Genomic DNA, 14,679 nt, shown 5'->3' on the forward strand with positions numbered 1-14,679 from the left:
CCCGCGCACCCATCCCACCCGCGCGCTAACCCCTGCTCATGCCCGACCCGCACGCTCACGCCCATCTCTCCAAAACCGAATTGCTGGCCCGCAAAAACGAAGAAGCCCTCCTCGGGGGCGGCCAGGCCCGCATCGACGCTCAACACAAAAAAGGCAAGCTCACCGCCCGCGAACGGGTTGATTTGCTGATGGATGAAGGTTCCTTCGAGGAAATCGGCAAGTTTGTGATGCACCGCTCCAAGGATTTTGGTCTTGACAAGGAGCATTATCTCGGCGATGGCGTGATAACCGGCTACGGCACCGTGAACGGCCGGTTGGTATACGTTTTCTCGCAGGATTTCACGGTTTTCGGTGGCTCGCTGAGCGAAACGCACGCCGAGAAAATTGTGAAAATCATGGACCTCGCCATGAAGAACGGCGCGCCCGTGATTGGCCTCAATGACTCGGGCGGAGCCCGGATTCAGGAAGGCGTGGTGAGCCTCGGTGGCTACGCCGACATCTTTTATAAGAATACGCTGGCTTCGGGCGTGGTGCCACAGCTCTCGGCCATCATGGGGCCGTGCGCGGGCGGCGCGGTGTACTCACCTGCCATCACAGACTTTATTCTGATGGTGGAGCACACGAGCTATATGTTTGTGACCGGCCCCAACGTGGTGAAGACCGTGACCCACGAGGAAGTGACCAGCGAAGAGCTTGGCGGTGCCAGCACCCACTCGGCCAAAAGCGGCGTAACGCATTTCTCGTGCGCTAATGAAGTGGTGGCCATCAACCATATCAAGCAGTTGCTGAGCTACATGCCACAGAACTGCGAGGAAACCGCCCCGCACCAGCCCTACGAGGCCAGCGGCGACGAAAGCCGTCCCGTGCTGGACCGCCTCATTCCCGACAATGCCAACCAGCCCTACGACATGCGCGAGGTGATTGAGGGCATTATTGATGCCAACTCCTTCCTCGAAGTCCACCAGAATTTTGCTGAGAATATCGTGGTCGGCTTTGCGCGGCTGGCAGGCCGCAGCATTGGCATTGTGGGCAACCAGCCGGCCGTGCTGGCCGGCGTGCTCGACATTAATGCCAGCACCAAAGCTGCCCGCTTCGTGCGCTTCTGCGATGCGTTCAACATCCCGTTGCTGGTGCTGGAGGATGTGCCCGGATTCCTGCCCGGCACCGACCAGGAGTGGCGTGGCATCATTACCAACGGTGCCAAGCTGCTCTACGCCTTCTGCGAAGCCACCGTGCCGCGCATCACCGTGATTACCCGCAAGGCCTACGGCGGCGCGTATGACGTGATGAACTCCAAGCACATCGGGGCCGATATGAACTACGCCTGGCCCACCGCCGAAATCGCGGTGATGGGTGCCAAAGGCGCGGCCGAAATCATCTTCAAGCGCGAAATCGCCAAAGCTGACGACCCCGAAGCCAAGCTCCAGGAGAAGGTAGACGAGTACCAGGAGAAATTCGCCACGCCCTACCGCGCCGCCCACCGCGGCTTCGTAGATGAGGTGATTCTGCCCTCGCAGACGCGCCAGAAGCTGATTCGCGCCTTCAAGATGCTGGAAAACAAAGTGGACACCATGCCACGTAAGAAGCACGGCAACATTCCGCTGTAAATCTGCTTGTCATTCCGAGCCCCGCGAGGAATCTGAGTCATTCTAATCATTTAATAACCTCCGACACGCAGGCAGTCTATCCAGATTCCTCACTGCGTTCGGAATGACAGTTCCATCATGCGTCCCGAATCCTTAACCTTCCTCCAGAACTATCTCAATAACCCCTCCCCCACCGGCTTCGAAAAAGAAGGCCAACAGATGTGGCTGGAGTACCTCAAGCCCTACATCGACGAGTATTTCGTGGACACCTACGGCACGGTGGTGGGCGTAATTAACCCCGAGGCGAAATACAAAGTCGTTATCGAGGCTCACGCCGACGAGATTTCCTACTTTGTGAATTACATCACCAAGGAAGGTTACCTCTACCTGCGCCGCAACGGCGGCTCCGACCCGCTGGTAGCCCCCAGCAAGCGCGTCAATATTTTCGGCGAAAAGGGTATTGTGAAGGGCATTTTCGGCTGGCCCGCCATCCACGTGCGCAAGGTGGAGCAGGATAAGGCGCCGACCATCGAAACCGTGTTTCTGGACTGTGGCGCGAGCAGTGCCGACGAAGTGGCCGAAATGGGCATCCACGTGGGCTCGGTGGTGACGTTCGAGGACGAATTCACGGTGCTGAACGACAAATTTTACGTGGGCCGCGCGCTGGACAACCGCGTGGGCGGCTTCATGATTGCCGAGGTGGCCCGCATGCTGAAGGAGAACAACAAAAAGCTGCCCTTCGGCCTCTACATCGTGAATGCCGTGCAGGAGGAAATTGGCCTGCGCGGGGCCGAAATGGTGGCCCACCGCATCAACCCCGACGTGGCCATCATCACGGACGTGACGCACGACAGCCAGTCGCCGATGTATGAGAAAAAGACGGCTGGCGACATCAGCTGCGGCAAAGGCCCAGTGATTACCTACGGCCCAGCCGTGCAGAATAACCTGCGCGACCTCATCATCGACACGGCCAAACAGGCTGATATTCCCTTCCAGCGCGCCGCTGCCACCCGCGCCACCGGCACCGATACGGATGCCTTCGCCTACTCCGGCTCCGGCGTGGCTTCAGCCCTGATTTCACTGCCGCTCAAGTACATGCACACCACGGTAGAAACCGTGCATAAAGATGACGTGGACAGCGTGACGCGCCTGATTTACGAGACGCTGCTGCGCATCGAGGATGGCCACGATTTCCGGTATTTCAAATAAGCTCTTTCCATATTGTCATCCTGAGTGCAACGAAGGACCTTATCACGGCTGAGCAGCTTGCCTCACCGTAATAAGGTCCTTCGTCTTTGACAGGCCAGCGTTTTCTCATGGAACTCCCCCTTATTCCCTCCCTCCCACTCAACGTAACCGACCAGATGGGCCGGCGGGTGGCGGTGCCATTTCCACCGCAGCGAATTGTGTCCCTAGTGCCTTCGCAAACGGAATTGTTGTTCGATTTAGGATTGGGCGAGAAGGTGGTGGGCGTGACTAAATTCTGCATTCACCCAGCCGAAGCGCGCACTCAAGCCACAGTTATTGGCGGCACGAAAAACTTCGATTTCGATAAAATAGCCGCGTTGAAACCCGATTTAATTATCGGTAATAAGGAAGAGAATTATCAGGACGGCATCGAGCAATTAGCCGACCAATACCCGGTTTGGCTGAGTGATATCAGCAATTTGACGGAAGCACTGGATATGATTCGGCGCGTCGGTTTCATCGTTGGCGCGAAGGAAAAAGCTACTGTGTTGGCTGATGAGATTGAAGCTTCTTTTGCAACTTTTGCGGCTTCTGCTACTGAAGTGGCGCTTGTTTCGGCAGCTTACTTCATCTGGCGCAAACCCTACATGGTAGCCACCACGGGCACTTTTATCGATGACATGCTGCGCCGGGTGGGCTTCGTCAATGCCTTCACCGGGCTGAGTCGCTACCCGGAAATCACCGCCGAGCAATTGGCCACGACAGCCCCACAACGCATCCTGCTATCGTCGGAGCCCTACCCTTTCGCGGAAAAGCATGTGGCTGAATTTCAGCAAATATGCCCGACCGCAAAAGTTGAAATCGTTGATGGCGAATTATTCAGCTGGTACGGCAGCCGCTTGCTGAAATCGGCGGCCTATTTCACTCAGCTTCACTAACGGCAAAACCGCTTTTTGCTAATTCCTTCCAGAATTGTGGGTAAGACTTGCGCACCACGGTGGGCGATTCAATAGCGAGGAGGCCGCGCATGGCCAGCGGCGCGAAGGCCATGGCCATGCGGTGGTCGTGGTAGGTAGCCACCGATTGATTGTTGACAGCAAATCCGCTCGATTCGGCCCGAAAACGGCCTTCGCCCAAGTCGCGCAGGTCGCCGCCGAATTTGGCCAGCTCGGTTTGCAGCGCCGCAATGCGGTCGGTTTCCTTGATACGCAGGCTTTCGAGGCCGGTCATGTCCACCGGACGGGCCAGGGCGGCCGCCACTACGGCAACGGTCTGGGCTAGGTCGGGGCAATCGGTGAAATCCAGGGTCTGGATTTCGGTCTGGGGCGCGAGGGGAATCTGGCGCAGGTGCACGCCATCGGACAGGAAAGTGGTTTCTACCCCGAATTGCTTCATCATCCCAGCAATGGCCTGGTCGCCTTGTAGCGACTCCCGGCGCAGGCCGGGCAACGTGATTTCAGAGCCGGCTGGGGCCAGCGCCACGAATGAATACCAATAGCTGGCTGCCGACCAGTCCGATTCAATCGTGTAATCGGTAGGCTGATACGCACCGGGGCGCACCGTCAGTACATCGCCCTCGGCCGAGTAATCGGCCCCGAAGCGCTGCATCAGTGCCACCGTCATGTTGATGTAGGGCCGTGAGCCGATGTGGCCGGTGAGTGTGAGGCGCAGGCCGCCGGGCAGGCGTGGTCCCACCATTAACAGGGCCGAAATGTACTGGCTGCTGATGTCGCCGCGCACGGATAATTCGATGGGCTCTGTCGTTTCGGCGGCTACCGTGAAGCCGGCGATTTCCAGCGGCGGGTAGCCGTCATTATTCAGGTAATTGATGCTGGCCCCGGCCTGACGCAGCGCATCGACTAATACCTTAATAGGCCGCTCCTGCATCCGGGCGGTGCCGGTGAGGCGGCCGCGCCAGTTCGTGACAGCGAGGTAGGCCGTGAGAAAGCGCATGACGGTGCCGGCATCCTCGGCACTCAGCTCGACGGTGCCGGGCGCGGCGGCCAGTAGGCGCATCATTAGCTGGGTGTCATTGGCATCGGAGAGGTTGCTAAGGGTCCCGCCGCCGGCCAAAGCCTGGAGGATGAGGGCGCGGTTGGCTTCGCTTTTGGAAGCTGGAAGTTGGGCGGTGCCGCGCAGCGGGCCGCCGGGCCAGGATAATTGCATATGACTTGTAGCGCATGCTTCAGCTTGCGCCGGTAATGAGGGCGCTTGCACTGCAAGCGCCGTTGAAATAAGATTTGCGACCGGGCGCAAGCTAAAGCATGCGCTACAGGGCTACGCTTGCAGCCGGTGATAATAGCGCAGGGATTCGGCGATTTCGGCCAGTGTCACGGGCTGGTCGTACACGCCGTGACCGATGCCGCTGAGCAGCGTGCAATTGATGGTGGCACCCGCATTTTTCTTGTCTTGGAGCGCGAATTCGGCGATGGCGTTGGTTTCCAGCGTCACGAAATCCAGCTTGTCGAACACCGAAAACACGAAGGTTTCGATTTTGTCCAGTTCCTCGGCACTCAGCAGACCGCGCTGCACCGATAGCCAGCTTTCGCAGACGATGCCGGCGGCCACGGCCTCGCCGTGCAGGGCCTCGCGGCCGGGCTGGGTGAGCAGGTAGCTTTCCAATGCGTGGCCCACGGTATGGCCGAAATTGAGCAGCTTGCGCGGGCCGGCTTCGAGCGGGTCTTCGGCCACGATGCGCTGCTTGAGGGCCACCGATTCGCGGATGATATCGGTCCAGTTGTCCGTCAGCCAGCCCAGGCGGCGGTTGGTGTTGAAGGCGTCCGCATCGGCAATGAGCCAGTGCTTGATGACTTCGGCATAGCCGGATTTGAGCTGACGAGGGTCGAGCGTTTCGAGAAATTTCGGCTCGATAAACACACCAGCCGGCTCCTGAAATACGCCCAATTGATTCTTATAGCCCTGAAAATCAACACCCGTTTTACCGCCCACACTGGCATCTACCTGCGCCAGCAGCGTGGTGGGCACCTGTGCAAACCGGATGCCGCGCTTGTACAGCGCCGCCGCGAAGCCGCCCAAATCGGTAACCACGCCGCCGCCTAGGTTCACGAGCACGGCATGGCGGTCGGCGCGCTGCCCGGTGAGTTCGCCCCACACGGTATCGCAGCTGGCCAGCGTTTTATACTCCTCGCCGGCGGGTATTTCGATGAGCTTATAATCGGCCGGCAAGTGGTGTTCGAGCAGCGGCAGGCAGTGGCGGGCGGTGTTGCTGTCGGCCAGCACAAACACGCGGCTCACGGCGGGGCGATGCAGCAGCTCGGCCAAAGCAGGCAGGGCCTGGGGGCCAATGATGACGGAATTATCCATGGGGCAAAAGTCGGCACAAAAAATTGCGGGCCGGCTACTGGCGGCGCAACCTTGGCGGCGGTTGGCCGGTCAGGGCATTATTCAGCGGATTTCTTCCTTTCTTATGTTAATTCTTATCGTCATGCGCTTCGCCACTTCCCTCCTCTTGCTGCTGGTGTCGGCCAGCTTCAGCAGCTGCAAAAAAGACTCCGAACCCCGGGCTGATTCTGGTCTTATCGGCACTTGGCGCCTGGTAAACCGCCAGTGCTATTGTGCCCCCACACCCTTGCCAAATGAAACGCTGACGTTTACCGCCACCACATTCACCTTCAGCCGCTTCGCTCCGCAGCCCGCACCGTATCCGTTCACAAACGGCACGTACCAGCCCGCCGCCGTGACCTTGTGCGGCCTGCCGAACCCCGGCGCGGGCCTGCGCCTCACCGATGCGGTGGCTAATATCGGGCCGCGCGACGTGCAATTCACCATTCAGGCCGATACGCTGGTGCTGGACTACGGCAGCCCCTGCGATGCCCCGCGCGACACCTACGTGCGTGCACAGCCGTAGCCCAACCCACCTCTACAAGCCCGGCCCGAGGTGCTCCACGCCGTCCACTTGCGGGCGGCCGTTGAGCACCTCGGTTTGCTTACGAATGCTTTCGATGTGAATGAGTTTGTAGAGCTCAGCCACGAATTTGGCGTTCACGTTCAGCTTGCCGGCCCAGTCGGTGCGGGTGCGGAAGATTTCCTGCCAGCGGTCGAATTGCAGGATTTTCACGTTGTTTTCCTTTTTGTATTCAGCCAGCTCCTCTACTAGGGCCATGCGGCGGGCCAGGGCTTCCACGATTTCACGGTCGGCCACGTCCATTTTCTGGCGCAGCTCCTCGGCTTTGTTGAGGTAATCGGCGTTGTTGCTGGAGCGGTAGCGGTACTTCAGCTCGTTCAGGATTTCGCCCAGGCGCTGGGGCGTCACCTGCTGCTCGGCATCGCTCAGGGCGTGGTCGGGGTCGGGGTGGGTTTCGATGATGAGGCCATCGTAGTCCAAATCGAGAGCCTTTTGGGCGATGGGCAGCAGCAAATCGCGCCGCCCGCCAATGTGGCTGGGGTCGCAGATGAGCGGGATGTGCGGAAACCGCGTTTTCAGCTCAATGGGCAGAATCCAGGTGGGCGCGTTGCGGTAACGGCTGGGCGCAAACGTACTGAACCCCCGATGGATAGCCGCCAAATCCGTAATTCCGGCCCGCTCCATCCGCTCCAGCGCGCCGGCCCAGAGGGCCACGTCGGGGTTCACGGGGTTTTTCACCATCACTGGCATGCCGGTGCCGGCCAGGGCATCGGCCAACTCCTGCACTGCGAAGGGATTGACGGTGGTGCGCGCCCCAATCCAGAGCACGTCGATGCCGTGCGCCAATGCCTCCTCGACGTGGCGCGGCGTGGCTACTTCAATGGCCGTCGGGATGCCCGTTTCGGCCTTCACGCGCTGCAGCCAGGGCAGCGCCACCGCACCCATGCCCTCAAACGAGCCCGGCCGGGTGCGCGGCTTCCAGATGCCGGCCCGGAACAAATCAATCTTCCCCAACGCTTTCAGGCCGTGGGCGGTGGCCATCACCTGCTCTTCGGTTTCGGCCGAACACGGCCCGGCAATCAATAACGGTTGGCCTTTCTGGGCCAGCAAGCGGGTGAAATACGTATCAGTATCGGGAAGCATTCTGCGAAAGGGACAAATAATAGCCAGCGGCCAATCAGCCGCCGAAAAGCCCGGCAAACGTAACTCGTTTCCCCGAAACGTTGTTTGCTTTCTACCTTCGCGGCCAATTCCCATCCCGCCCAATTCCCACGTTTTTAAGTTGCAGCTTATGTCTATTGCTCCCCCTACCCAGGCCCCGCCCGTTTCCTTTGAGGATACCCGCGTCGCCTTCGCATCCAAGTCTGATGCGCAGCTTCGCAAGGTGTATGCCCTGTTCGCCGCCATGAACAACGGCAGCCTCGTGAAAACCGGCAGCGGCCTCATGAAAGCGGCCCTCAAATGGGGAATTCCCGGCACCAAGTTCCTCATCAAACACAGCATTTTCGAGCAGTTCTGCGGCGGCGAAACCATCGCCGAATGCCGCCCTGTGACGGCTGAGCTGGGCAAATACAACATCGGCACCATCCTCGACTACTCGGTGGAAGGCGAAGGCAGCGACCAGAGCTACGACCGCACCCGCGACGAAATCCTGGCCACCATCGACGAAGCTCACCGCTCCAGCCACATTCCGTTTTCGGTCTTCAAAGTAACCGGCGTGGCCAACGTGGCCATTCTCGAAAAAATCCAGGCCGGCCAGCTCCTCACGCCTGCCGAGGAAGCTGCCCACGCCCGTGCCGTGGCCCGCGTGGAGGCCCTGTGCGCCCGCGCCCACCAGTATGGCGTGCGGCTATTCGTCGATGCTGAGGAAAGCTGGTTTCAGCACACCATCGACCTACTGGCTTACGACATGATGGCCAAGTATAACCGCGAGAAGGCCATTGTGTGGAATACGTACCAGCTCTATCGGCGCGACCGCCTCGAAGCCCTGCAAGCCGCCCACGACCACGCCGCCGAAGCCGGCTATTACATGGGAGCCAAGCTGGTGCGCGGGGCCTACATGGAAAAGGAAGCCCGCGTAGCCAAGCAGCGCGGCTACCAGAACCCCATCAACCCCACCAAGCAAGCCACCGACGACCTCTATAACGAAAGCCTGCGCTACTGCATCGACCACATCGACCGCATCAGCATCTGCGCCGGCACGCACAACGAGGCCAGCTCGCTGCTGCTCACCCAGCTCATGCAGCAGGCCCACATTGCGCCCAACGACCCGCGCGTGTGGTTCGCCCAGCTCTACGGCATGAGCGACAACCTCACCTACAACCTCGCCAACGCCGGCTATAACACCGCCAAGTACCTGCCCTATGGTCCCGTGGCCGCCGTGATGCCCTACCTGCTGCGCCGCGCCGACGAGAACACCGCCATCTCCGGCCAGAGCAGCCGGGAATTTTTGCTTATTCAAAAAGAAATCCGCCGCCGCCGGGGGCAATAATTATGTACGACCCAGGCCAATATCTTACACCAAAAACGGCGTTAAAACAGCCCTGGTCCGGTATTCTGTCGGCTCAAAATAAAATTTAGGAACGATTGTGGTTAGGAGCGAAACCGCAGGGCTGAAAATTACGGGCGCAGCTGTGGCCGACTGGTTGCGTTTGGTAGTTAAAAATCACTAATTTTCAGCCCCCAAAACGGTTTTTTGTTCACTTGTAACCCTGCCATGATTGGTCGTATTCGCACGTATTTAATTCGCTATTCCCGGTTGCAAACCGGTACCGTGAGCTACCTCACGCTGGTGCAGGAAGCCGAATTGGGGCTCAATCTGGAGATTTCGCACGAAAAATCCCGGCTCAACGAAATGCTGGCCGAAATATCCGCCACCGAGCACGAAGCCGGCCGCCCGCCCCTGAGCGCGCTGGTGAAAGTGCAGGGCTCGAAAGGTCAGGGCGACAACTTTTACAAGCTGTGCGAGAAGATGGGAATGGGCGAATGGCGCAGCCTCAAACAGGACGAGGAATTCTTGAAAAATCTCATCCGCGACTGCAGGGCCTTCTGGCGCGACGAAGAAAATTTTCAGAAATTTTCCTGAGGCACCTGAAAAGCAAAATTCTACGACAGCGCATTCAACATGAGCAACTTGCCAGGTGAATGCGCTGTTTTTTTATTCCCCAACAGTAGTATATAAAGCAGAAGGAATAGAATTCGGGCTTACCGTAACCCCCGTTAAGATGCCCCCGTTGAAGGGACATATTCCAGCCGCTATGACTGGATTTCCTATTCACATTCTATTCCCTTCCCATGAACACCAACGATTCGAACAACCCGCAAAACACTGGCACCGGCGCAGGCTCTAACTACGGCACCCAGAACACTGGTACCGGCATGGGCAACAGCACCGGCCTCAGCAATGAAGGCACCAGCTACAATGCGGGCACCGGCTCCACGTCGGGCACGGGCGTTTCTTCTTCTTCGGGAGCCAGCGTTTCCAACGCCGTTGACGGCGACGATTTTAGCGCTACCGCCAAAGGTGCTGCTGTAGCCGGCACTGCCGGTGCCGTAGTAGGCCGCGCTATTGATGGCGTGCAGAACACGGCCGACAGCGCCGCCCACGCCGTAACCGGCGAGCCTTACCGCGATGGCAGCACCATGAGCGGCATGTTCCGCGACCGTAGCAGCGCCGAGAAAGCTTACGATGCCCTGCATTCGCGCGGCTACGGTAAAGACGACGTGAACCTGCTCATGTCGGACGAAACCCGCAAAACCCATTTCGGTGACGATACCGTGCATTCTGACCTCGGCGACAAAGCCATGGAAGGTGCCGGCGTAGGCTCGGCCATCGGTGGCACGGCTGGTGCTATCATCGGTGCCATTGCCGCCATCGGTACTTCGGTAGCCTTGCCCGGCCTGGGCCTGATTATTGCCGGCCCGCTGGCCGCAGCTTTGGCCGGCGCTGGTGCCGGTGGCCTCACGGGTGGCCTGGTAGGCGCCCTGGTAGGCTCGGGCATCCCCGAGGAGCACGCTGCTGAGTACGAAAGCGGCATCAAGAACGGCGGCATTGTGATGGGCGTGAAGCCCCGCAACGCCGAGGATGCCAAATACTTCGAAGACGAGTTCCGCCGCAACAACGGCGACAAGATTTACAAGTACTAGTCTCGTCGCAGGTTCCGGCCTGTTAGTCATCAAAAAAGCCTTTCCCGTCTGGGAAAGGCTTTTTTATTGCAACCTTCGGTCAGTTTAGACAGTTTGTAGACTAATAATTGCTCATCGGCAGCCATTTACAAAACCGGGCACTTATTCCCCCCGCTTAGGCGTTTTTGCGGCAGGGATTGCGTGCCTGCGTTGCCTGGCAATCTCCGTATATTTGATTTTCATCCCGTTTTTTATCTTTTGCAGATGTCATTTCCCCGCTTGAAGGTCGGGCTGTACGCTTTTTTGGTGGCAGCTGTGTTTGTTCTGGCTTCGTACCGGCTGTTTCGCCGGGCCGACTCGGCGGCACCGAGTAAGGACCAGGTGCTGATTGGCACGATGTTGCAGGGCTTATCGGCGGCCCATTATCAGCCCGAAAAGGTCGATGACGCCTTCTCCAAGCGCGTATTCGACTTGTACCTCAAGCACCTCGACTACCGCAAGCAGTTCCTGCTGGCCAGCGATGTGGACCAGCTGCGCCGCTACCAGACGCAGATTGACGACGAGGTGAAGAACGGCACCCACGAGTTTCTCGACCTCAGCACCAAACTGATGGCCGACCGCACCAAGGAAATGCAGGGCCTGTATCGCGACATCCTAGCCAAGCCTTTTGACTTCACGGTGGACGAAACCTTCCAGACCGATTTCGAGAAAGCGCCTTTCCCGGCCGATAAAGCCGCCCAGCGCGAGTTGTGGCGCAAGCTGCTGAAGTACGAGACCCTGAGCCGCGTTTCGGAAATGATGGAAGCCCAGGAGAAGGCCAAAGTAGCCAAGCCCAGCGGTGCTACTGCCGCGCCAGCTGCCGCCGATGCCTCGGCCCCCACCGCTGCGGAGCCCGTGCGCACGCCCGCCCAGATGGAAGCCGAAGCCCGCAAGCGCGTGCTGAAATACTACGACGACCAGTTTGACGAAATCAACGATACCGACGCCAATGAGCGTCTGGCGACCTACGCCAACACCATTGCCAATACCTACGACCCGCACACCGAGTATTTCGCCCCCAAAGCCAAGGAGGATTTCGACTACGAAATGACCGGCCGCTTTGAAGGCATCGGGGCTACGCTGCGCGAGAAGGATGGCCTGATTTACATCGAGGAAATCATGCCGGGTTCGGCTTCAGCTCGTCAGGGCGATTTGAAAAAGGGCGACGCCATCCTGCGCGTGGCCCAAGGCGCAGCCGAGCCGGTGAGCATCGAAGGCTGGCACACGACTAAGGCGGTGACCCTGATTCGGGGTAAAAAAGGCTCGGAAGTACGCCTGACGGTGAAAAAGCCCGACGGCAGCACCAAGATTGTTCCGATTATCCGCGACATCGTGGTGGTGGAAGACAAGTACGCGCAGTCGTCGATTATCACTGACAAAGGCCAGAAAATTGGCTACCTGCGCCTGCCCGGCTTCTATGCCGACTTCAACGACAACGGCGGCCGCAGCTCGTCGGATGACGTGAAGAAAGAACTGGCCAAACTGAATGCTGAAGGCGTGAAGGGCATTGTGATGGACCTGCGCTTCAACGGCGGCGGCTCGCTGAGCGATGCGGTTTCGATGGCCGGCCTGTTTATGCCCAGCGGCCCCATGGTGCAGGTGCGCGACGGCCAGGGCCACACCCAGGTGCTGACCGATAATGACCCCCGCGTGCAGTACAGCGGCCCGCTGGTGCTGCTGGTGAACAAATACAGCGCCTCGGCTTCGGAGATTCTGGCCGCTGCCGTTCAGGACTACCACCGTGGTGTAATCATGGGCTCGACCAGCACGTACGGCAAGGGCACGGTGCAGCGCATCTTCGACCTTGATGAGGCCCTGCCTTCGGAACTGAACAACGTGAAGCCCATTGGCTCGCTCAAACTCACTACCCAAAAATTCTACCGCGTGAACGGGGGCTCGACCCAGTTCAAAGGTGTGGCATCTGATATCGTGGTGCCGGACTTGTATTCATACCTCGATGAAGGTGAAAAGGAGTCGGACTACCCATTGAAATGGGATGAGATTCAGCCCGCCCGCTACCGCACCTGGGACGCCGCGCCGTCGCTCGACAAGCTCCGCGCCGGCAGCAAAGCCCGTGTGGCCACCAATCCCAGCTTCAAGGTGATGGATGAGATGGTGAAGAGCATGCGCAAGCGCAAGGACGAAACTACGGTTTCGCTGAAGCTGAGCGCCTACCGCGCCGAGCAGCAGGAGTCGAAAGCCATTTCGGACCGCTACGAGGCTGCTCAGAAAACCAATACCGCCCTAGCCTTCTCGCCACTGGCCGCCGATGTGCGCGCCGTGGGTGGCGACACAGTGAAGGTGAACCGGGCCGCCCGCTTCACCAAGAGCCTGAAGAAGGATATCACCATCGGCGAAGCCGTGGCGGTGATTCAGGACGAGATAAAATAATGTCTGATGATGGAGTGGCGTTGCCGCTTCCAGAAGCAGTGTAGTTTGCGAAGCCCCCGTTTCAATCGAAGCGGGGGCTTTTTTTAGACCTTACACCAGCCGGTCAAACCTGTTAGTAAATCACCTGTCAAAAATCTTACACATCATGCCTAGACAATTACCCACAACATACTGATTATCAATGATTATTTCTTTAGTAAATTTTGTCAAAAAAATTAGCAATCGAGCAACTAAAAGCATGCCTCCTGCTGTTTATCTGGTATGACTACTCAAGAGGAAACCCGCATCATCCCGCTCAACCCGTCGGTAGCTGCTATCGCCGATGAGCAACAGCAGAAGCTAGCTGATGAAACCTGGCGCAAATCCATCCCGGCGCAGGTTTTCCTCAACTATTTCTTCGCTATCAACTATCACATTCAGGAAAACGACGACGCCCTCGGCGGCTTGCAGAACCTGCCGTTTTTCCGCAGCCACACGGCTGAGCTGAACGATGCCGACGTGGCCGCGCTCACCAAGATGCTGCATACCAGCTGGAGCACCGAGTACGCATTGCGTGCCACGGCCGAGCTGGGTGATGAGAACTTCCTGCGCAATGCCCTGCACTGGACGTTTCCGCAGGCGTACCACGCCATCTGGTCGGGCTTGCAGGCATTTCTGTACACCACCGGCGTGCGCTCGAACAACGGCCAGCTGATGCGCCGTGAAGTGGGCCGGCTGGTGGTGAAGAATGCCTACCCGCGTCCGGTGTCGTTCTACGCGGCCGGGGCTTACGGTGACTTTAGCATTCATCGCCTGCCGTTGGCGGGCTACAAGGCCGGGCTGCACATTGCCAGTAAGGAGATTGACGCTCAGGCCCAAGTGGGCCAGTTTCTGCGCACCACACGTAAGATGCAGGCGCAATGGACCCGCGCCCAGGTGCAGGCCAACCCCAACACGGCCATCCGCAGCCAGAAAACCGGCCGCCCGCTTGACAAATGGACGGCTGCGCATTGGCAGCAGATTACTTGGCGCCTGGGCTACACTACCATCTTCGATTTGCTGGGTCGCCTGCGCATTTCGCAGACCAGCCGTGAGATTGAGCGCTACGTGGAGGCTGACATTGACTTCCGCCTCTTCCACGCCTCGTTGCTGAATATTGTGAGCTACCTCAACGGTGTACACGAAACCTACGTGGCCAAGGCTCTGGGTCTGGAGCGCTACCGCCAGTTGGTGGCCGAGCTGCCGCTACACTTGCAGGCTGGTTTTGTGCAGGAGCGGCTGCGTACCCGCGTCGAGCCGGTGCTGGCCCCTACCCCGCCGAGCGCCCCAGCCCTCAACGCCGAGGCTCCGCAGTACCGCATGGCCGCCTAATCACGACGGCGGATTGGCCAGATTATTCGGATTTTGTGAATAGAAAGCCGCTCCGGTTTCGGAGCGGCTTTTTTCGTGCCGTACTTTTGCGGTTCACTTTTTACTTACCGCGGCGCACTTGCTTGTGCAAGCTTA

12 protein-coding genes are annotated in these 14,679 nt (G+C 58.8%); 9 read left to right on the plus strand and 3 right to left on the minus strand.

What is annotated here, in order from left to right; all coding sequences use genetic code 11:
* The first annotated feature begins 38 nt into the window (after positions 1 to 38).
* From AAFH49_RS01875 to AAFH49_RS01885, 3 genes are all read left to right on the plus strand, one after another.
* Positions 39 to 1,607 carry an acyl-CoA carboxylase subunit beta gene (locus AAFH49_RS01875; RefSeq protein WP_342295561.1) on the plus strand — a complete coding sequence of 523 codons (1,569 nt, stop codon included), beginning with the start codon at positions 39 to 41 and terminating at the stop codon, positions 1,605 to 1,607.
* Between the two features lie 117 nt (positions 1,608 to 1,724).
* Positions 1,725 to 2,795 carry a M42 family metallopeptidase gene (locus AAFH49_RS01880; RefSeq protein WP_342295563.1) on the plus strand — a complete coding sequence of 357 codons (1,071 nt, stop codon included), beginning with the start codon at positions 1,725 to 1,727 and terminating at the stop codon, positions 2,793 to 2,795.
* A gap of 107 nt (positions 2,796 to 2,902) precedes the next feature.
* On the plus strand, positions 2,903 to 3,712 hold the full coding sequence (locus AAFH49_RS01885; protein WP_342295565.1) for an ABC transporter substrate-binding protein: 810 nt from the start codon (positions 2,903 to 2,905) through the stop codon (positions 3,710 to 3,712).
* Here AAFH49_RS01885 and AAFH49_RS01890 read toward each other — a convergent pair.
* Together AAFH49_RS01890 and aroB are read right to left on the minus strand one after the other, a co-directional pair.
* The gene (locus tag AAFH49_RS01890) at positions 3,696 to 4,940 is read right to left on the minus strand and encodes a 3-phosphoshikimate 1-carboxyvinyltransferase (protein WP_342295566.1); all 1,245 of its coding nucleotides are present in this window, start codon (positions 4,938 to 4,940) and stop codon (positions 3,696 to 3,698) included. The two genes, AAFH49_RS01885 and AAFH49_RS01890, sit on opposite strands and share 17 nt — an antisense overlap.
* A 111-nt stretch (positions 4,941 to 5,051) precedes the next feature.
* The gene (gene aroB / locus AAFH49_RS01895) at positions 5,052 to 6,098 is read right to left on the minus strand and encodes a 3-dehydroquinate synthase (protein WP_342295568.1); all 1,047 of its coding nucleotides are present in this window, start codon (positions 6,096 to 6,098) and stop codon (positions 5,052 to 5,054) included.
* A 103-nt stretch (positions 6,099 to 6,201) separates the two neighbouring features.
* Here aroB and AAFH49_RS01900 point away from each other — a divergent pair, with 103 nt between their 5' ends.
* Entirely contained in the window at positions 6,202 to 6,642 is a 441-nt protein-coding gene (locus AAFH49_RS01900; RefSeq protein ID WP_342295570.1) for a hypothetical protein, read from the plus strand.
* 12 nt (positions 6,643 to 6,654) lie between these two features.
* On the opposite strand, the gene AAFH49_RS01905 is transcribed toward AAFH49_RS01900, so the two are convergent.
* On the minus strand, positions 6,655 to 7,782 hold the full coding sequence (locus AAFH49_RS01905) for a chorismate mutase (protein ID WP_342295572.1): 1,128 nt from the start codon (positions 7,780 to 7,782) through the stop codon (positions 6,655 to 6,657).
* A gap of 148 nt (positions 7,783 to 7,930) precedes the next feature.
* Between AAFH49_RS01905 and AAFH49_RS01910 the strand changes: the two genes are divergently transcribed.
* The 5 genes from AAFH49_RS01910 (at position 7,931) to AAFH49_RS01930 (ending at position 14,544) form a co-directional block, all read left to right on the plus strand.
* Entirely contained in the window at positions 7,931 to 9,130 is a 1,200-nt protein-coding gene (locus AAFH49_RS01910) for a proline dehydrogenase family protein (protein WP_342295574.1), read from the plus strand.
* 225 nt (positions 9,131 to 9,355) lie between these two features.
* Positions 9,356 to 9,724, plus strand: coding sequence for a hypothetical protein (locus AAFH49_RS01915; RefSeq protein WP_342295575.1), 369 nt, complete (start codon positions 9,356 to 9,358; stop codon positions 9,722 to 9,724).
* 209 nt (positions 9,725 to 9,933) lie between these two features.
* Positions 9,934 to 10,785 carry a hypothetical protein gene (locus tag AAFH49_RS01920; protein WP_342295577.1) on the plus strand — a complete coding sequence of 284 codons (852 nt, stop codon included), beginning with the start codon at positions 9,934 to 9,936 and terminating at the stop codon, positions 10,783 to 10,785.
* A gap of 243 nt (positions 10,786 to 11,028) precedes the next feature.
* Positions 11,029 to 13,194 (plus strand): carboxy terminal-processing peptidase, encoded by a 2,166-nt coding sequence (locus AAFH49_RS01925; protein ID WP_342295579.1) that lies wholly within the window; start codon positions 11,029 to 11,031, stop codon positions 13,192 to 13,194.
* Between the two features lie 261 nt (positions 13,195 to 13,455).
* The gene (locus AAFH49_RS01930) at positions 13,456 to 14,544 is read left to right on the plus strand and encodes a hypothetical protein (protein ID WP_342295581.1); all 1,089 of its coding nucleotides are present in this window, start codon (positions 13,456 to 13,458) and stop codon (positions 14,542 to 14,544) included.
* The last annotated feature ends 135 nt before the right edge of the window (positions 14,545 to 14,679 follow it).

Origin of the sequence: Hymenobacter segetis (assembly GCF_038448715.1) — a bacterium.
Classification (GTDB): domain Bacteria; phylum Bacteroidota; class Bacteroidia; order Cytophagales; family Hymenobacteraceae; genus Hymenobacter; species Hymenobacter segetis.